The sequence below is a fragment of the Chroococcidiopsis sp. SAG 2025 genome (genome assembly GCF_032860985.1).
Taxonomy (GTDB): domain Bacteria; phylum Cyanobacteriota; class Cyanobacteriia; order Cyanobacteriales; family Chroococcidiopsidaceae; genus Chroococcidiopsis.
Map to the genome: position 1 here is coordinate 5,057,204 of NZ_JAOCNC010000001.1, position 18,729 is coordinate 5,075,932.

Here is an 18,729-nt window from a genome sequence, read left to right on the forward strand (position 1 = left end):
GTTGGATGCTGATTTCACAAAAATATTTCACCGCCGCTCCGGTAAATTCGATAACACCCCTACGGCTGTTTAATCTCCGGTAATTCCGTCGATTTTGTGATGAATAGACTAACTCTATAGATCCTATCACGATCGAAAAGCTGGGGCTGACTCCATTTATAAGAGTAAACAATCCCAGCTTTGACTTGGTAGGGGCGCACAACTGTGCGCCCCTACCTCAACTCATTAGTTAAAGCGGTAAGCCGCACCAGCTTGAATGCTGACAGCATCAGAATCGCTGTCTCTGTAGGAATCAATACCCCACTTGGCATCACCGTAAACAACCACGTTGCTACCAACTTCAGATTCAGCACCAGCAGTTAGCACGATGGCATCTTTGTTACCTAAAGGCGAAGATTGACCCTCTTCAGTATTGAAGGAGTAACCGCCACCAAGGTAGAGGTTAGTATTAGGAGCAACTAGAACATCATATGTTACCAACGGCATCAATGCGGTTGAATCGCCACCGAATAAGATTGCACCTCTGGCAGAAATAGGCGCGTTTGGAATCGCGAATCGTCCTTGAACGTTCCCACCAACTTTAGAATCGTCATCGTATATGGGGCTATCACCATCGGTAACGCCTACGGAAATACCACCACCGAGATAGTTCGCATCCGTACCATTTGTGGCAAAAGTTTGAGCTGAGGCTTTTCCTACAGGAAGAAATGTAGGAATAATAGCCAATGCAGATACAGCAGAAAGAGCGAGAATAGACTTAATTGAGCGTTTCATAAGTAACTCTTGAGCCAACAAAAACTTGTGTATTGTGTGTCGTAAAGATGGCGTTTATGTATTAGACAATCAAATAACTTCTTTACCATTTATTACTGAGTTATTAGCTTGCCCGAAACCTTTGCCGTATCACCTTCACTACAACTAAGGTAGCGATCGCCAATCACAACTTGCAGCAGATGTAGACTGTTAATAAACTGTCATATTATTTTTATAACAATTGTTCAAAATAAATTTTCTACGATATAATACAGTCAAATAAGTAGAGATATGGGAACTTTTTGTCAAAGCTTTCGTCTCTGGTAGGATGCGTTATTTAACGTGCCCTACTACTTTAGATAGACTGCACAATGCCGAGTGACTCAAAAGTTTTAGCTGGTTTAATGGGGTTATGTGTAGGGGATGCTTTAGGTGTTTGTAAAAAGTTAAAAGATTGCTGACATCTTTCATGCACTGGATTGAACGAGTCATGGGAACAGTTCTAATTTTATTAGGATTTCGGTTAGCCTTTGCCAAAGAAACAGAATAATTAGATTCAGGTGATTGAAATAGCCATATGATTGTACGGGCGGGTTTGCCGAGTTATTTTATGTATGGAGATATCCATTAAACCCGCCCTATTAAGATTTATAGTCAATTCCCAAGAGACAATATTATTTAACAGAAGCAGAAATCCAATCCAGATAAGATTGAGAACCTGCCAAAATAGGTAGAGCAATAATTTCAGGAACTTCGTAAGAGTGTAACTCGCAAATTTTAGCTTCTAAGTTAGAAAATTGAGCTAAATCTGTTTTGATTAATAATTGCCATTCTTGTTCTTGATTAATTTCTCCCTGCCAAGTGTAAACCGACTGGATGGGGAGAATATTTACGCAAGCAGCTAACTTAGATGCTACTAAAGAAGTGGCGATCGCCTCTGCTTCTTGTTGCGATCCGGCTGTGACCAAAACTACACCGTAATTGGTATTATTCATGATTTGTCTGGGTTTGTGTGAGGGCGAGTTTGACAAAAAATTTGACTCAAATCCCAAGATCTTAGTTCAACCCGCCCCTACAAATCGTTTATGCTGAATGTTTAATTTTGGCGTAATTGCATTGCGATCGCAACGGACAAATTCCACAACTGGGATTTCTAGCCGTACAAACTCCCGCACCAAAATCTAATAACGTTAAATTCCACCGACTCACATTTGTTTTCGGAGCGACATATTCAGCCGCACTCCACAACAACTTACAACGAGATTTGACACGATTCCCCTGCAAACCAAAGAATCGCTCTAAAATCCGCGCTACGTTGGTATCGAGTATTGCTAGCGGCTGTGCAAAAGCATTGGCACAGATAGAGCGTGCCGTATATAACCCAATTCCAGGTAAAGAAAGCAACTGAGCCTCTGATGCTGGAATTTTACCATCATACTGTTCGATAATTACTTGTACAGATTGATAAAGGCGATCGGCACGGAAATGCAAACCTAAAGGCTTTAATAAAATCGCAATTTCTTCTACTGATGCCGTTGCCAAATCTTTGAGGGTAGGATATCGTGTCAAAAAATCTGCGTAAATTGGAGCAACTGTATTAGCACTAGTTTTTTGCAGCAAAAACTCAGCGATGAAAATAGCATAGGCATCTGTTGTATTGCGCCAAGGAAATTCTCGCAGATTGAGAGTAGCCCAACTGGTTAACTGACGACGAAACCCCTTAATTTTGTTTGCAGCCAGAAGCGATGTAAAATTTTCTTGAGATTGAGCGGTCGCGCTTGTCACAACATTAGATTCCTCTCTTTCAAGACAAAACACTTAAACTTTGTGCCATCATTCCAATTGAGAAACAATCTTTCGCAACAAGCAGCTTACCAAAAATTAAACTAGGATGCGAAAATCCAAAACTACACTTTGCGTCTTTGCACGCCAGTTGCTACAACGGAGGGAACCTCCGCAACGCACTGGCTCGCCTTTGCGTGACACAATAAGCAATTCTGTAAATAGAGACACGAATAGCGCGCCTCTACAAACATCTAATTAGACGACAAAGAATAGACTCGTCCATCAAATAGCAGACGTGTAATGCCTTTAGATTGAAGTTGAGAACGAGTTTTTTGCAACATGCGACTGTCGGGGACTTTAATCACGCGATCGCGTTTGCTAGAAAATCGCCGCGCTACCCGATGGTTATCAAATATCGGTAGAGTTTTTTGTTGGACTTCTTGCACGGGAATTTGTCCCAAATCACCAAAATCCCTCAGCGGTCGCGTAATTAATTCTGCCATGCGATCGATCACGATATAACATGTTCTCGGCAGCATTGCTTCTGACAACGGTAACACCCTGACGAAGCTTTCGACGGGCAATCGCCTTCTAATAACTGGTGTTGTCTCTTCCTCGAAATCGTCGTCTTCGTCTAGATCTTCCAAATCTTCTAAATCTTCTAGATCGTCATCCTCATCATCTTCGTCTTCATCTTCATCGAGCAATTCTTCTCCTACCATAATTGCTGCAATCTCGCTAGCCTCTGCGCTTACCTCCTCGCGCACTTCTTCTTCTACAGGTAGGGAAGGGTTACTGAGTAACTCTAATTGTTCCGCTAGCGGTTCGATTTCTGCTCCAGTCTTCGCTGTCGAACGCCGTTTTTTCACAGGTTTGGGGGTAGGGGCTTCAACAACTGGTTCGGGTTCAGATATCGTTTTTAGTATGGGTGCTTCTAGGGTGGGTGAGGGTACTTCTACCACAGGGGAAGCGATCGCTGCTACCTCTTCTCTCTCTGCTCCCCCAGGAGTCCGAGCCGCCCGTTTAGCTGCAATGAGCGTTTCATACTCATCTTCTGGCAAAGTCACTTTCAAGAAGCGGCTAATCGTAGAGTTGCTCACTCCATAGCGATCTGCTAGCGTTGATGTTGTCTCTCCTGTATTGCGATACAAATCCAAAATTTCTGTTCTGTCAGCTTCCGTTAATTTTTTGACCGTCATACTCCAGTTTCCCCTCAGCCCGCTTCTCATTACTAGAATTGGCGATTGCGGCTCGATATTCGCTCTCGTCTCTACAGCACCAGTGGCAAAAGTGGTTTTAGGTTGAGCCTGATTAAGCGCTCACCAATTCCAGCCAGAACACTGCTGCATTCAATTTTAGCGGTACTTTGATTCTCATTGGGCATTGGTCATTGCTCATTTGTTGACGGTTGACGGTAAACGCTGCGCTACACTTCGTGAAGACGGTTGTTGGTTGGTGGTTATTGGTTGATGGTTGTCGCTCCTCTACTCCTCTGCTCCCTACTCGCTGCTCCCTGATAACTGATTTATAATTTTCCAGTAACTCTGAGGCTGTTGACTAGTGCTAGCCATTTATCCTGGTAGCTTCGATCCAATTACCTTAGGACATCTCGACATTATCGAACGCGGTTGTGAGCTATTCGATCGCTTAGTCGTTGCCGTGTTGCGCAATCCGAATAAAACCCCTATGTTCACCGTGCAAGAACGGCTAGAACAAATTCGCCTTACCACTCGTCATTTACCTAATCTGGAGGTTGATAGTTTTGATGGATTAACTGTCAATTACGCTCAAATGCGACAAGCTAAAGCTCTCATCCGTGGTTTACGGGCAATTTCAGACTTTGAAGCTGAATTACAGATGGCTCACATCAATAAAACGCTATCATCTGAAATTGAAACTGTTTTTTTGGCGACATCAAATGAGTACAGTTTTTTAAGTAGTAGTGTGGTGAAAGAGATCGCTAAATTTGGCGGTCCCATCGACCATCTAGTCCCACCGCACATTGCTCGGGATGTTTACCGATGCCAAGCCAAAACTCACCCAATCTAGAGCCTGAAGAGAATAGAGGCTTTCCGCCGCTAGCAGATGCTGCCGATCTAGGTAGCGGAGAAATTCAGCAGGAATTGGCTCGGCTAGAAGAAATCATTCTTTCTAGTCCCCATATTCCTCTGACGCGCAGAACGCTAGTAGATGAGGAGCAGTTGCTCGATCGAATCGATTTCATTCGCTCGCTCCTACCAGCTGTGTTACAACAAGCACAAGCGATCGTCGCGCAAAGACAGAACATTCTCTTACAGGCAGAACGAGAAGCCGACGACATTATTCAGACAGCACAGGCACAAGCAGCCCAGATTGTCGATCGGACGACTATCGTACAACAAGCTGACCTCTCAGCTAGGCAACTCCAACAGCAAGTTCAACAAGAGTGCTTATTAGCGCAAGAAGAAAATCTGCAACAAATCGATCGCCTGCGTCAAGAAGCGGAACGGCAAATCGAGCGGATGCGGCAAGAGGCAATTCTAGAGGCAGAGGAGATTCTACGCGGTGCGGATGATTATGCCGATGCTGTCCTTAATAGTTTGGAGCAGCAACTTACAGAAGCACTCCGCATCATCTACAACGGACGACGGCAGTTGCAACCAGATGAAACACAGCAGCGGAAATCCGCTTGAATGAGTGGTGCGTGGTGAAAAATCTTCTCATCTCTTCTCTTGCCAACTACCAACTACCAATTACTACAAATCGACTCCCGACTCCCGACTCCCGGCTCCCGACTCACCTTGCCTTCAGCTAATAATTTCGGTCGTAAATATAGGTTTTCTAATAGTACTGATGCTCCGGCAATCCAGGGTGGCACGATCACGGCTCCTAGAATACCGAGAACTTGGGTTCCTCCCAAAACGGCTAGTAATTGGTAGAGTGGATGGACTTGGACGGAGGAACCAACAAGTAGGGGATCGAGAACGTAGGTTTCTAGGTTTTGGACGACGATAAATAACAACAATACCCACAAAAACGTCCAGCCACCTTGAGAAATGGCGACGACTAAAGCCGGAATAACACCTAAGATGGGTCCGAGAAAAGGAATTAAATTGGTAAATCCAGCGATCGCTCCTAAAGCTAGGGCAAATTCTGATAAACCTAAAATTCCCAAACCGATTGTAATGGCAACGGATAAAATTGCTGAAACCAAGACTCGACCTTGAATGTATCCTCCCATACGACGGGCAATCGGCTCGACTTGCTCGGCAAGGCGATCGCTCCACGGTTGGGGAAATAAATTGACTAAACCTGAAATTAAATTTTCCCTACCAGCAACCATATAGCCTGAAAGCAAGAACGCCAGAATTAAGTTAAATATTCCGCCTAAAATTCCGGTGGTGATGTCGTAGGAACTGACTAATAATTGTTGACCGGAGCGAATTATCCATCCCGTTAATGCTTGTAGGTCAAAAAATTGCTCGATTTCTGATTCAGTAATTCCCAATTTGAGCGCGAATTGTTCTACCAGTCCGAAAAGATTGTCGATATAAAGCGGCAGGATTCTCACCAAAGTTTCGATTTGAGCGATCAGGGTAGGACCGACAAGTAAACCGACTCCAGTTAAGCCAGCCACTAAAGTGAGATATACGCCAATGACTGCCAGCCAACGGGGAAACCGCCATCTTTCTGCTATGTTGACAATAGGCGCGATCGCGGCTGCTAAAACAACAGCAATCATTAAAGTTACTAATAAGCCTCGGAGTTGCCACAACAAAATTGCCAAAAAGATAGTGGCAACCAGGAGCAGCAAGTTAGATACAGACAACAAAGGACGATTTAGTTGCGATGCCATCGCGTACCATCACGGCTATCAATTACAGTGATTCCGCAAGCCTGTAGTTCGTCGCGAATGCGGTCTGATTCGGCAAAGTTCTTTGCTTTTCTAGCAGCTTGCCTTTGTTCCAGCATAGCTTCAATTTCTGTATCGCTTAAACCGTCATTAGTCATAGTGTCAGCCTCTATTGTGGCGGTAAATCCTAAAACCTCGGCTAAAGTTACCAAAGTATACCACTGACGTTGTAATTCCTCGGGTGGAGTTTCTGTCTTGCCTTGGTGTACCAATAGATTACCTTCCCGCGCCAATTCCTTCGCTAAAGGTTGCAGTACAGCCAATCCATTCGGAAAATTAAAGTCATCATTGACTGCTGCTTTAAATCTCTGTACGACTTCGGGGAGCAGGGAGTCGGGAGTCGGGAGTCGGGAGTCGGAAAAGAGCTTAGCAAATTGATGTCCAAACAACAATCCCTCTCTGAGGGTGTGCCAGCCGTTGGTAGCAGCCGCGATCGCTTCGTCGGTAAAATCAATTGGTTTGCGGTAATGTGCTTGCAGGACGAATAACCTAACTGCCATCGGATCGGTGGGGCGATCGAGCAACTCGCGAATCGTGATAAAGTTGCCCAAGGATTTGGACATTTTTTCCCCGTTTACCTTCACCATGCCGTTGTGCATCCAGTAACGAGAGAGGGATTTGCCTGTCACGGCTTCACTTTGAGCAATTTCATTTTCATGATGGGGGAAGATTAAATCTGCTCCCCCTGCATGAATGTCGATCGTATCACCCAGGCGATCGCGTACCATTGCCGAACATTCAATGTGCCACCCAGGGCGACCTGCACCCCAAGGTGATTCCCACGCTGGTTCCCCTGGTTTAGCGGCTTTCCACAGAGCAAAATCAAATGGTTCTTGCTTTTTTCTTCCTTCTGGGTCTTCTGCGTCTACGCGCCCGCTAGCGCCTGCTTGCATGTCTTCTAATTTGCGTCCCGACAACTTACCATATTCGGGAAACTGTTTGACAGCGTAGTAGACATCGCCGTCTGCGGGATAGGCATAGCCTTTTTGTTCTAATTCAAAAATTAGCCGTTGAATGCCGTTCATCGTGTGCGTAGCGCGGGGATAGGCATCTGCTTCTTTCACATTCAACCGCGTCATATCCTCAAAATATGCTTGGATATAGCGTTCGGCTACGGCTTCCATTGAGGAATTTTCTTGACGGGCGCGGTTGAGAATTTTATCGTCAATATCAGTAAAATTCTGAATGTACGTGACTTCGTACCCTAGAAATTGCAGGTAGCGCCGCACGACATCCCAGATAATACAAGCGCGTGCATGACCCAAATGGCAATAGTCGTATACTGTTACGCCACAGTAGTACATTTTGACTTTGCCTGGTTCGACAGTCTCAAATGGTTCTTGACGACGAGTGAGAGTGTTGTAGATTGTCAGGGTCATAACAGGGCAACTATGTTTTTAGCGATCGCGCTTTACTGGGCGATCGTCACTAAATCTCATGTTAAACCCTCAAGAGTCATTCATCTTCTAGTTTAGGTATCTCAGTTTACCGATGCGTTTAGAAAATACCCTGTAAATCCAAAACGAACCCAGGTAGTATATCTTCTCCTGATAAGGTGGTAGGAGATAATAGCGCTTCTACTTCTCGTCCTTGACGATAAATCTCAACATATTGTTGTTTGGGGTCAATCAGCCAACCTAAACGCACCCCATTTTCTACATACTCTTGCATCTTTGTCTGTAGGTCTTCGAGCATATCGCTAGCTGACATCAATTCCACTGCAAAATCGGGGGCGAGGGGTAGAAACTTGTCTGGATCTGGATTTAATGCTTCAATTCTTGCTTTTCTCACCCATGCAGCATCAGGGGAACGGATAGCTCTGTTGGGTAGGATAAAACCTGTAGATGAGTCAAAGGCAATGCCTAAATCGTTAGAACGGCTCCATGCTTGTAATTGAAATGAAAGTTCTACATTACGGTTCCCTGTTCCCCATCCTGTAGGTGGCATAATAATTATCTTTCCTTTCGCAGTACGTTCAAACTTGAGATCTCGATTTTGTTGACAAAGCATGAAAAATTGCTCGTCAGTCAAGTCTATTACTGAATGTAAATCTAGGGCGATGGTATTCATATACATAATCTCGAAACAATAATCTATTGCGAAATTATAAATTACGATCGCATAGATCTGGGGACGGGTTTGTCGATCGTTTCTGACTCCGAAAAAGATTGCGGCTGAACCCGCCCCTACATATGTTTATCTGCGTTCATCTGCATTTATTCAGCTGTTATACATTTTTGACTTTTAACTTTTAACTTTTGACTTGTTTAACTCAAATGTTGCCCCAACTCCAACCGCAATCGATACAAAATCGTATTTGGCTCGACTTGAGATAAAATTTCTTGAATTACGGTACTTGCGCCGAATTGTCCCCAACTACAGCCTTTTTCTAAATATACTTGGGCGGCTTTTCCTACAGCATACGTACCATAACCAGCAATTCCCCCTTGAGCGATCGCAGTCCCCGCAAATGCAGTTATATTGAACGGATTATCCCCAGAGGCGATCGCAGTCGCACTTTTACCTAAGCCTAATAGCATTCCGCTACCTAATTCGCTCAATAGCAAACCACCAGAACTAAACAAAATTGTCCTCAACAACTTTGTGGCTTCAAACCCCGTCATTGGCAAATTATATAACTTAGCCAAAGCACGAATTAGGGCGAGATCGGCAACAAATCCGCCTAAAACGTCAAGTACGGCGATGGGGTTGAGTCCGACAGCTAAAGCTTTGTATTTGGTATATTGCCAAATTAAATCTTCCGCAGCTTCATTAAGACGATCTAGAGTTTTGCCTGCGATCGCAGCTTCTGCATCTTTTACTTGTAGTAAAGCATTTAAAGCCAGTAGCGATCGCCCTTCGCGATTGAGTACGTGTAAAATCTTTTGCCGTAACTCTGCAATTTGAGGTGGTGGTGTTTCCCACTCGTAAGCAACTTGTCCGTCGGGATATTCTACCCGCACTTCTTCGGCTGCTGGTTCCGCCGCCACCATGACAATTTCATCGCTAGACAAAAGTTGCTGTAAGCGTCTTGCTGTCGGACTACCAGCCCCTAATTGTTGAAGATTTTTATAAATTGCTTCCCTATCGGTTTCGGGATATAAATCGATTTTATTGAATACTAAAATCAGCGGCTTCTGTGCTTGTCGTAGTTCGCAAAGTGCTTGATATTCAGTACGGGTAATATCACCAGCGACGACAAATAAAATTAAGTCAGCTTGACGCGCCACATCCTTCGCCATTTGCGCTCTAGCTTGACCTTCAATTTCATCTAATCCTGGCGTGTCGATTAATTCAATCTGTACTTTTCCACCTGGGTTCCATCGCACGGAACGGGGATATTGAGTTACACCGTGTAGGGGACCCGTAGGTAAAATTTTCTGCCCGACTAAGGCATTGAGAACCGCTGATTTGCCTCGACTCACCAATCCAAAAGCAGCGATACAAATGACATTCGTTTCTAATTTATTCAGCGTCGAAGTTAGGACTTCCAAATCTGGTTTAACCAACCCAGCTAATTCAAGCTTTGCAGGCTGTGGATTGGATTTACGCAGATGTCCGTACCAAGATAGCGCTTGGCGGATACTTGCACGAGCGCGGTTGAGGTGGGATTCTTGGAGATCGATTCGCTTAGCTTGAGATTGAGTCAAGGTTGAGAGACTGCGGCAGTGTACAGATTTACTCTAGTGCGATCGCAGTTGGAATGGCAAATCGAGCGGTTACACAAGGCAGATTTTGTCTGTTTGGTTCTGCATGAATCGTCAAACGGTCTGGGAGAACGTTGAGTTACTCACAATTTCCTCAAATTTGCTTGCTAAGTTAAACCTATAACCAAACAAGATATGGTTTAAACCAACCTGATGCTATAGCAATTCCCAAGGGTTCTTACATCTCGGGTGCTAGCTGTTGACTGTTGACTGCTGAGTGTTAACTGTTAATCATTAACCGTTAACTACTACTAGGTAGAAGGTAATTTGTATGAAAACATCAGTTAAGTACGACATCAATGCTATCAAAGACGAAGCTCGTCAACGAGTTGACAAAGGACTTGTTGACCGTCACCAACCAATTTATGCTTTGTGCAAATACATTCCAGGTCGTGAGTGGGTTTGTGTAGAAATTGAGCTAGAGGAAAATGATTTTTTGCTTAGAGATCGAATCATCGATTTATTAGGTCGTGAAGATTGGCAAGAAGACTAGGAAATTCAAAAGTCAAAACTTAAAAGTCAAAAGTTAAAAGCTAAAACTTGGTTGCGATTAATACTTTTAGTATTAGTTTGGAAATAGTTTGAATAGTTTTTTTGAGATAGTTTAGGGATGAGTCGAATATAGAATCGACGTTGTAAACCGCAATAACTTATATTGCTAAAAAATAGTTAAAATTACCGAGCAAAATTATGCATGCTGCGAGGCGATCGCCATGTCTACAATATCCAATTTCTGGAACATTGAAGAAGCTGAATTTCCCCAAACTGGTACACCTACAGAGCAGCTCAAGTTTCTTTTAAACTATGCATTGCTAGCTCCTTCTGGGCATAATACTCAACCTTGGAATTTTAAAATTCAAGATGAAGCGATCGCGCTCTATACTGACCGGACTCGCGCTTTGCCTGTTGTCGATCCTCAAGACCGGGAATTAATTATCAGCTGCGGTACGGCATTATTTAATCTTCGGATTGCTCTACGTCACTTTGGTTATACGGGCAAAATCTCAACTTTTCCAAAACCCAGTCATCCAGACTTGTTAGCTACGATTCAGTTAGGCAAACCCACACAGGCTAGCGCTGACGAGCAAATGCTGTTTGAGGCAATTCCCCAAAGACATACGAATCGAAGGGATTATGAAAACCGGGATGTACCCAAATCGATGCTGACATGGTTACAAGTAGATGCCGCTAGCGAAGGTGCGTGGTTGCACGTTGTGAAAGGAGATCTGACCCGTCAGGCGATCGCCGAATTAGTGGTACGAGGCGATCGCTTGCAAATGGCAAATCCCGACTTTCGCCGCGAATTAGCAGCTTGGATTCATCCAGGTAGCAGCCCCAGCCATGATGGTATACCTGGATATGCATATGGAGTGAATCGGTGCTTAGATTTTGCTACACCTATTTTTGCTTGGGCAATGCGTACCCTCGATCTCGGAGATGCAATGGCTCATCATAACCGCCAACTCACGATCCAGTCTCCGGCAATTTTAGTGCTGGGTACAGAGCAAGATACTCCGAGAGATTGGCTGGCAGCGGGGCAAGCACTAGAGCGCGTACTGCTGCGAAGTCAAGCAGTAGGATTATCAGCATCCTTTTTAAATCAGCCGATTGAAGTGCCAACTTTGCGATCGCAACTGAGCAAATTAATCTACGCATCGGGCTATCCACAAATTCTGTTGCGTCTGGGTTTTGGTTCTGAGGTAAAACCAACAGCAAGGCGAGGAGTCGATGAAGTTTTGCTATAAGACAAGATGTCAATCCTAAAACAACGTTTACACGTAACTATTCGAGGTGCTGTACAGGGAGTAGGCTTTCGTCCGTTTATCTACAGACTGGCAACAGAATTAGGACTTGTAGGATGGGTGAACAATTCTGCCCAAGGGGTTTTTGTTGAAGTAGAAGGCACTCAAGCGCAGTTACAGAATTTTCTGTTACGCATCGAGCAACAAAAGCCACCCCGGTCGATAATTCAAAGTCTAGAATCGAAATTTCTCGCTCCCGTAGGCTACCAACAGTTCGAGATTCATGCCAGTACGGGTGGTGCGAAAACAGCAACAATATTACCCGACCTTGCCACTTGCTCGGATTGTCTGCGCGAAATTTTCAACAAAAGCGATCGCCGCTACGGTTATCCCTTCACCAACTGTACTAACTGCGGTCCCCGCTTTAGCATTGTCGAGGCTTTGCCCTACGATCGCGCCAATACGACAATGAAAAAGTTTCAGATGTGCATTCGTTGTCAGTCTGAGTATGAAAATCTGTTGGATCGTCGCTTTCACGCCCAACCTAACGCCTGTCCTGAATGTGGACCCCATCTGGAGTTATGGGAGCGAGATGGCAATGTTCTAGCATTACATCATCAAGCATTGATTCAAGCTGCTGCATCGATTTGTCAAGGTAAGATCATTGCTATCAAGGGTTTGGGCGGGTTTCATCTGGTAGTAGACGCACGTAACGAAGCAGCCGTGCAAAAACTGCGCCGTTGCAAGCGAAGGGAAGCTAAACCTTTTGCTTTGATGTACCCTTCCCTGGAACTAATTCAAGCAGACTGCGAAGTTTCAGACTTAGAAGCAAAGCTGTTGCGATCGCCTCAAGCTCCAATTGTACTGCTGCAAGGGAAGTTAGCATCTCATGCGATTGCCCCCTCAGTTGCTCCTGGCAATCCTTACTTGGGTGTGATGTTGCCTTACACTCCTCTACATCACCTACTCATGGCTGAGTTGGGTTTTCCGATAGTTGCTACCAGTGGCAATTTAACAGATGAACCTATTTGTATTGATGAAAAAGAAGCACTGCAACGCCTGAGTAGCATTGCTGAAGTTTTCCTAGTCCACAATCGACCGATTGCCCGTCCTGTAGATGATTCTGTCGTGCGCGTGATGATGGGAAGAGAAATGGTTTTACGTCGCGCCCGTGGCTATGCACCTTTGCCATGCACCGTTCTCTTTCCCGACTCCCGACTCCTGTACGGGCGGGTTTACCAAAAAACTTCGCTGCTAGCAGAAATTTCGGGTGAACCCGCCCCTACAATTCTCGACTCCCTTCTCGCAGTAGGGGCGCATCTCAAAAATACGATCGCGCTTTGTGTCAAAGAGCAAGTTTTTGTCAGTCAGCATATCGGAGATTTAGAAACAGTACCAGCTTTGAATGCTTTTGAACGGGCGATCGCAGATTTTCAACAACTTTATCAGACAAAACCAGTGGCGATCGCCTGCGATCTTCATCCCGATTACCTCTCTACTCAATTTGCGCGTAATTCTGGGATTCCTGCGATTCCAGTACAACACCACTACGCTCACGTTCTCTCATGCATGGCTGAAAATAATTTAATTGGGATGCATGACTCCAAACCCGTCTTGGGTATTGCTTGGGACGGTACTGGTTACGGACTAGATGGCACAATTTGGGGTGGAGAATTTTTGCTGGTTAACTCTTGGCGCTCGTCAACGAGCGACAGAGAAACACCATTTGAGCGAGTCGCCTATCTGCAAACTTTTCGGCTGCCTGGGGGAGAAAAGGCAATTAAAGAACCAAGGCGAGTCGCAATTGGTTTGCTCTATGAATTGTTGGGTGAAGACTTGTTTGAGATGAAGCACTTAGCACCAGTGAAAGCTTTTAGCGATCGCGATTTAGGAATTTTGCAGACAATGCTGCAAAGAAATCTCAATACGTCAGTGACTTCTAGTATAGGACGGCTATTTGATGCGATCGCCTCAATTGTAGGATTGCGTCAACAAAACCAGTTTGAAGGACAAGCAGCAATGGAATTGGAATTTGCGATCGCCGGATTTGATACTGACGAGTGCTATAGCTTTGAGATTTTGGCAACGTCATCGCCTGCGATCGTCAATCTGCTGCAAATGCTGCGAGAAATCTTAGCAGATATAAGATGTGGTTTACCACTCGGGAAAATATCAGCTAAGTTTCACAATACGCTCGTTGAGATCGTAGTTGCCGTAGCAAAGTCTGTGGGTGAAGAAAAAATTATACTTACAGGCGGTTGTTTTCAAAATAAATATTTAACTGAAAGAGCCATTAAAAGATTGCAAGCAGAAAACTTTTGCCCTTATTGGCATCAGCGCGTCCCACCTAATGATGGGGGAATCGCGCTAGGACAAATTGTGGCAGCAACTTTTCACTTAAGCAACAGGAAGCAACACCCATGTGTTTAGCAGTTCCAGGAAAAATTATCAGTATTAATTGCGATCGAGAACCATTGATGCAAACTGGAAAAGTTAGTTTTGGTGGAGTTATTAAAGAAGTCAGTCTTGCCTATGTTCCTGACGCAAAAGTAGATGACTACGTAATCGTTCATGTAGGTTTTGCTCTTAGCATTCTCGATCCACAAGAAGCAGAACGCACCTTAAGTTATCTGCAAGAAATATAGATTGAGATATCATTTTCATAACACTTGTTGGACAATTCAGTTCTAATAGGTTACTCTCTTGGATATCCATCTATATCCGACGCAAAACTCTCTTCCAGTGCATAACCAAAAGCTCTAGATTTCACAATTGAAATTGAATAGTTTTTTAGATAGTTTTTTAGTATGTCCATATAGACTTCTATTTTGTAATTAGGACATCTAGGATCGAAGCATATTTCTTCAATAAAGTCGTCCTCAATATCTAAATAGATAAAATTAGGTAATACTTCTGCATCTGCCCAATGAACTAAACTTTTTAGTGGATCTTCAGAATATTCTTCTATTGTGCGATTGCTCCTAATACCGCAAAATAGTAATCCTCTTATTTCTTGTTCATGTTGATATGCTCTATCTTTTAAAGCCCAGCCTTCTATTTGGATAATCTTATGTCGCTGGAGTTTTTCATAGTCTTGTTTGTATCCGTTTTCATCCTCAAAATAGAATGAATTTAAACTACTCTTTTCCCTTGCCAACTTGTCAAAATTCTGATACTTGCGTCGTATTTCATCTCTTAGACCGTAAAAATCAACGTATTTGACTTGACAGACATCATATCTATCTGCTAGAAATTGATTCTTATTTGAAAGCTCGTCATATTCGCTCCAGTGATGAGCTGTAAAAAATCGCTCGAGCGCGGATAAAAGTTTCTTTGCTGATGTACGTATCCGAATACCTGTCTTATCGACTGAATAAAGCGACCACATCGCGACCATATCAGCTTCTTTTGTCCAACAACTAACATAAGTGTTGTGAATTATACCATTATGATATTTTTTAATTTCTTCAGATTCGATGCAATGGACACGAAGAAATAAATCGCTTTCTTGAGATTCAAGAATTCTACCTAATCCTTCGTTTTTATCTTCCATTATAGATAGCTTTGACATTCGCAGTTTTTTATTTGTAACCAGTTTGTACAAATCGAAAAAGTTTACAAATCTATAAACTTTCGTTTCTGAGTCAATATCCATTACTACAAAAATAAATAGGTCGAGAAATTAACCATACAAATATAGCCCAATCAATTTCTGAAAGAGGGAAATAGCCAAATCTCCTCACAGGTTCCTCAAGTTTCCCTTCTAACTTCAAGGTAGAGCCAAAACAGTCACATGGTAATACTTTAGAAGCTTGCAAAGGTTGAAAAAATGAAAACAAAAACATTTGCAACCCTAGATGGTAATGAGGCAGTTGCTCAAGTTGCCTATCGCTTGAATGAAGTCATTGCCATTTACCCTATCACTCCCTCCTCACCAATGGCTGAATGGGCTGATGCTTGGACAGCAGAAAGCAGAGCAAATATTTGGGGTAATGTTCCTGCCGTAGTCCAAATGCAGAGTGAGGGAGGCGTTGCTGGGGCGCTTCACGGTGCTTTACAGACAGGTTCGCTGACGACGACTTTCACGGCATCGCAGGGATTATTGTTGATGCTGCCAAATATGTACAAAATTGCCGGAGAACTGACACCGACAGTCTTTCACGTAGCAGCGCGATCGCTTGCCGCTCAAGCCCTCTCCATTTTCGGCGATCATAGCGATGTGATGGCAGCGCGGACAACAGGTTTTGCGATGTTGTGTGCCGCATCAGTCCAAGAAGCTCACGATTTCGCCCTCATCGCCACAAGAGCAACATTAGAATCACGAATTCCTTTCCTACATTTCTTCGATGGCTTCCGCACCTCGCATGAAATTGCCAAAGTGGAACTATTGATAGAAGATGACATGCGATCGCTCATTCCCGACGAGCTAGTCTTTGCCCATCGCGATCGCGCTTTAACTCCCGATCGCCCAGTGATTCGCGGTACAGCCCAAAATCCCGATGTCTACTTTCAAGCCCGGGAAACTGTCAATCCTTACTATCTAACTTGCCCAGACATTACCCAAAAGGTGATGGACGAGTTTGCCCAAATGACGGGCAGACAATATCAACTATTTGAATACCACGGCGATCCAGCAGCAGAGAGAGTTATTGTCTTAATGGGTTCTGGTTGCGAAGCCGTCCACGAAACTGTAGATTACCTCAATGCTAGTGGCGAAAAAGTAGGAGTCGTCAAAGTCCGACTTTATCGCCCTTTTGATGCCAAAAGATTTGTCGAAGCGTTACCTGCAACAGTCAAAGCGATCGCAGTTTTAGATCGCACCAAAGAACCAGGCGCAGCAGGCGAGCCGTTGTATCAGGATGTTGTTACCGCTGTGTGCGAATATGCAGAGCAGAGGAGACTAGGAGCAGAGGGGCAGAGGAGCAAGGAAGAACTATTACTTCCGACTCCCGACTCCCGACTCCCGACTCCCCAGATCATCGGTGGACGCTACGGCTTATCATCCAAAGAATTTATCCCAGCGATGGTTAAAGCAGTTTTCGATAACCTCGCGCTAGATCGACCTAAAAATCACTTTACCGTGGGTATCAACGATGATGTGACTCACACTAGTCTGCCATACGATCCTGAGTTTTCGATTGAATCAGAGCATGTAGTACGAGCCATCTTTTATGGATTGGGTGCAGATGGGACTGTAGGAGCTAATAAGAATTCCATTAAAATTATTGGCGAACAGACAGAAAACTACGCTCAAGGCTATTTTGTCTACGATTCCAAAAAATCGGGTTCTGTGACAGTTTCTCATTTACGATTTGGAACGCAGCCAATTCGCTCCACGTATTTAGTCAATCGGGCTAACTTTGTTGCTTGTCATCAGTGGGAGTTTATCGAGAAATTTCCATTACTCAAAGAGATCGTCTCTGGTGGTACTTTTTTGCTCAACAGTCCCTACCCAGCAGATGAAGTTTGGAATTATTTACCGCGATCGCTCCAAGCTCAAATTATTCAAAAGCAACTGAAATTTTACGTAATTAATGGCTACCAAGTTGCTCGCAACGCTGGAATGGGTGGAAGAATTAACACCGTTATGCAAGTTTGCTTCTTCGCTCTTTCTGGCGTGCTACCAAAAGATGAAGCTATTGCCCAAATTAAGCAATCTATCCGCAAAACCTACGGCAAGAAAGGCGATGAAATTGTCCAGATGAATATCCATGCAGTGGATGAAACTCTAGCACATCTGTATGAAGTCAATTATGGCTCGCGAGTAACAGATAATAGCGAAAACCAATTACCAATTACCAATTCAGCCCCAACTTTTGTCCGAGATGTTTTAGGAAAAATGATGGCGCGGGAGGGTGACGAGCTACCAGTGAGTGCCATGCCCGTAGACGGAACTTATCCCAGTGGAACATCGAAGTGGGAAAAACGCAATATTGCCCAGGAAATCCCAGTTTGGGATTCAGATGTATGCGTCCAGTGTGGTAAGTGCGTGATGGTATGTCCCCACAGCGTTATTCGCAGCAAAGTTTACGAACCGCAGCAACTAGAAACTGCTCCAGCCACTTTTAAGAGTAGCAATGCTAGAGAGCATGATTGGCAAGGTTTAAAATTTACCATCCAAGTTGCACCGGAAGACTGTACGGGCTGTGGCATCTGCGTGGATGTTTGCCCAGCCAAAAACAAGTCACAACCAAAACTGAAAGCAATTAATATGCAGCCGCAGCAACCATTGCGGGAACAAGAACGGGAGAATTGGGATTTCTTCTTAAATCTTCCCAATCCCGATCGCACCCACTTGAAACTGCATAAAATTAACCAGCAGCAAATGCAAGAGCCGTTATTTGAATTTTCTGGCGCTTGTGCGGGTTGTGGAGAAACGCCCTATTTAAAGTTAGTTAGTCAATTATTTGGCGATCGCGCCGTCATTGCCAACGCCACTGGTTGTTCTTCGATCTACGGTGGTAACTTACCTACTACACCTTGGACGCACAACGCCGAGGGGCGGGGTCCTGCTTGGTCAAACTCCTTATTTGAGGATAATGCCGAATTCGGTTTGGGTTTTCGCGTTGCGATCGACAAACACACAGAAATTGCTAGCGAATTACTCCGCCAGCTAGCACCAGCAGTAGGTGAAGAACTGGCGACAAGCATCCTCACTGCCGAACAACAGGATGAAGCAGATATCTACGAACAGCGCCAAAGAGTTGAATTACTCAAACAAAAATTGGACGAATTATCAAATAGTCGGGGAGCAGGGAGCAGGGAGCAGGGAGTAGGGGAGCAGGGGAAAAGAGCTGAGGGGGCTGGGGGGCTGAGGGGGCTGGGGGGCTGAGGAGGATGGGGAGCAACT

General features: G+C 44.4%; 16 protein-coding genes. 7 read left to right on the top strand and 9 right to left on the bottom strand.

Annotation, left to right across the window (positions count from 1 at the left end):
* Positions 1-225 precede the first annotated feature (225 nt).
* From N4J56_RS24895 to N4J56_RS24910, 4 genes are all read right to left on the bottom strand, one after another.
* The gene (locus N4J56_RS24895; protein ID WP_317108882.1) at positions 226-774 is read right to left on the bottom strand and encodes an outer membrane beta-barrel protein; all 549 of its coding nucleotides are present in this window, start codon (positions 772-774) and stop codon (positions 226-228) included.
* 653 nt (positions 775-1,427) lie between these two features.
* Entirely contained in the window at positions 1,428-1,748 is a 321-nt protein-coding gene (gene cutA, locus N4J56_RS24900; RefSeq protein ID WP_317108883.1) for a divalent-cation tolerance protein CutA, read from the bottom strand.
* An 88-nt stretch (positions 1,749-1,836) separates the two neighbouring features.
* Positions 1,837-2,538 carry an A/G-specific adenine glycosylase gene (locus N4J56_RS24905; protein WP_317108884.1) on the bottom strand — a complete coding sequence of 234 codons (702 nt, stop codon included), beginning with the start codon at positions 2,536-2,538 and terminating at the stop codon, positions 1,837-1,839.
* A 251-nt stretch (positions 2,539-2,789) separates the two neighbouring features.
* Positions 2,790-3,737, bottom strand: coding sequence for a helix-turn-helix domain-containing protein (locus tag N4J56_RS24910; RefSeq protein ID WP_317108885.1), 948 nt, complete (start codon positions 3,735-3,737; stop codon positions 2,790-2,792).
* Positions 3,738-4,098: 361 nt separating this feature from the next.
* Between N4J56_RS24910 and coaD the strand changes: the two genes are divergently transcribed.
* Positions 4,099-4,587: a pantetheine-phosphate adenylyltransferase gene (coaD, locus tag N4J56_RS24915; protein WP_015156330.1), complete on the top strand. Its 489-nt coding sequence runs from the start codon at positions 4,099-4,101 to the stop codon at positions 4,585-4,587.
* Complete coding sequence (locus N4J56_RS24920) at positions 4,560-5,210, top strand: DivIVA domain-containing protein (protein ID WP_317108886.1); 651 nt, start codon at positions 4,560-4,562, stop codon at positions 5,208-5,210. The genes coaD and N4J56_RS24920 overlap by 28 nt, the downstream gene beginning before the upstream one ends.
* Before the next feature lie 53 nt (positions 5,211-5,263).
* Here the strand turns inward: N4J56_RS24920 and N4J56_RS24925 are convergent, their stop codons facing one another.
* The 4 genes from N4J56_RS24925 to N4J56_RS24940 form a co-directional block, all read right to left on the bottom strand.
* Positions 5,264-6,373, bottom strand: coding sequence for an AI-2E family transporter (locus N4J56_RS24925; RefSeq protein WP_317108887.1), 1,110 nt, complete (start codon positions 6,371-6,373; stop codon positions 5,264-5,266).
* Positions 6,358-7,809: a cysteine--tRNA ligase gene (cysS, locus tag N4J56_RS24930; protein WP_317108888.1), complete on the bottom strand. Its 1,452-nt coding sequence runs from the start codon at positions 7,807-7,809 to the stop codon at positions 6,358-6,360. Before cysS ends, N4J56_RS24925 begins: the two co-directional genes overlap by 16 nt.
* A 118-nt stretch (positions 7,810-7,927) precedes the next feature.
* A complete protein-coding gene (locus N4J56_RS24935; RefSeq protein WP_317108889.1) occupies positions 7,928-8,500 on the bottom strand; it encodes a Uma2 family endonuclease in 573 nt (190 codons plus the stop codon).
* A 197-nt stretch (positions 8,501-8,697) separates the two neighbouring features.
* Positions 8,698-10,080, bottom strand: coding sequence for a GTP-binding protein (locus N4J56_RS24940; protein ID WP_317108890.1), 1,383 nt, complete (start codon positions 10,078-10,080; stop codon positions 8,698-8,700).
* 328 nt (positions 10,081-10,408) lie between these two features.
* Here N4J56_RS24940 and N4J56_RS24945 point away from each other — a divergent pair, with 328 nt between their 5' ends.
* The 4 genes from N4J56_RS24945 (at position 10,409) to N4J56_RS24960 (ending at position 14,524) form a co-directional block, all read left to right on the top strand.
* Positions 10,409-10,630: a DUF4327 family protein gene (locus N4J56_RS24945; protein ID WP_317108891.1), complete on the top strand. Its 222-nt coding sequence runs from the start codon at positions 10,409-10,411 to the stop codon at positions 10,628-10,630.
* A gap of 220 nt (positions 10,631-10,850) precedes the next feature.
* Positions 10,851-11,882 (top strand): Acg family FMN-binding oxidoreductase, encoded by a 1,032-nt coding sequence (locus tag N4J56_RS24950; protein WP_317108892.1) that lies wholly within the window; start codon positions 10,851-10,853, stop codon positions 11,880-11,882.
* Positions 11,883-11,888: 6 nt separating this feature from the next.
* Entirely contained in the window at positions 11,889-14,309 is a 2,421-nt protein-coding gene (hypF, locus tag N4J56_RS24955; protein ID WP_317108893.1) for a carbamoyltransferase HypF, read from the top strand.
* A complete protein-coding gene (locus N4J56_RS24960; RefSeq protein ID WP_317108894.1) occupies positions 14,300-14,524 on the top strand; it encodes a HypC/HybG/HupF family hydrogenase formation chaperone in 225 nt (74 codons plus the stop codon). The genes hypF and N4J56_RS24960 overlap by 10 nt, the downstream gene beginning before the upstream one ends.
* Before the next feature lie 50 nt (positions 14,525-14,574).
* Here the strand turns inward: N4J56_RS24960 and N4J56_RS24965 are convergent, their stop codons facing one another.
* The gene (locus N4J56_RS24965) at positions 14,575-15,534 is read right to left on the bottom strand and encodes a hypothetical protein (RefSeq protein WP_317108895.1); all 960 of its coding nucleotides are present in this window, start codon (positions 15,532-15,534) and stop codon (positions 14,575-14,577) included.
* Positions 15,535-15,708: 174 nt separating this feature from the next.
* Between N4J56_RS24965 and nifJ the strand changes: the two genes are divergently transcribed.
* Positions 15,709-18,711 (top strand): pyruvate:ferredoxin (flavodoxin) oxidoreductase, encoded by a 3,003-nt coding sequence (gene nifJ / locus N4J56_RS24970; protein WP_317108896.1) that lies wholly within the window; start codon positions 15,709-15,711, stop codon positions 18,709-18,711.
* Positions 18,712-18,729: the final 18 nt, after the last annotated feature.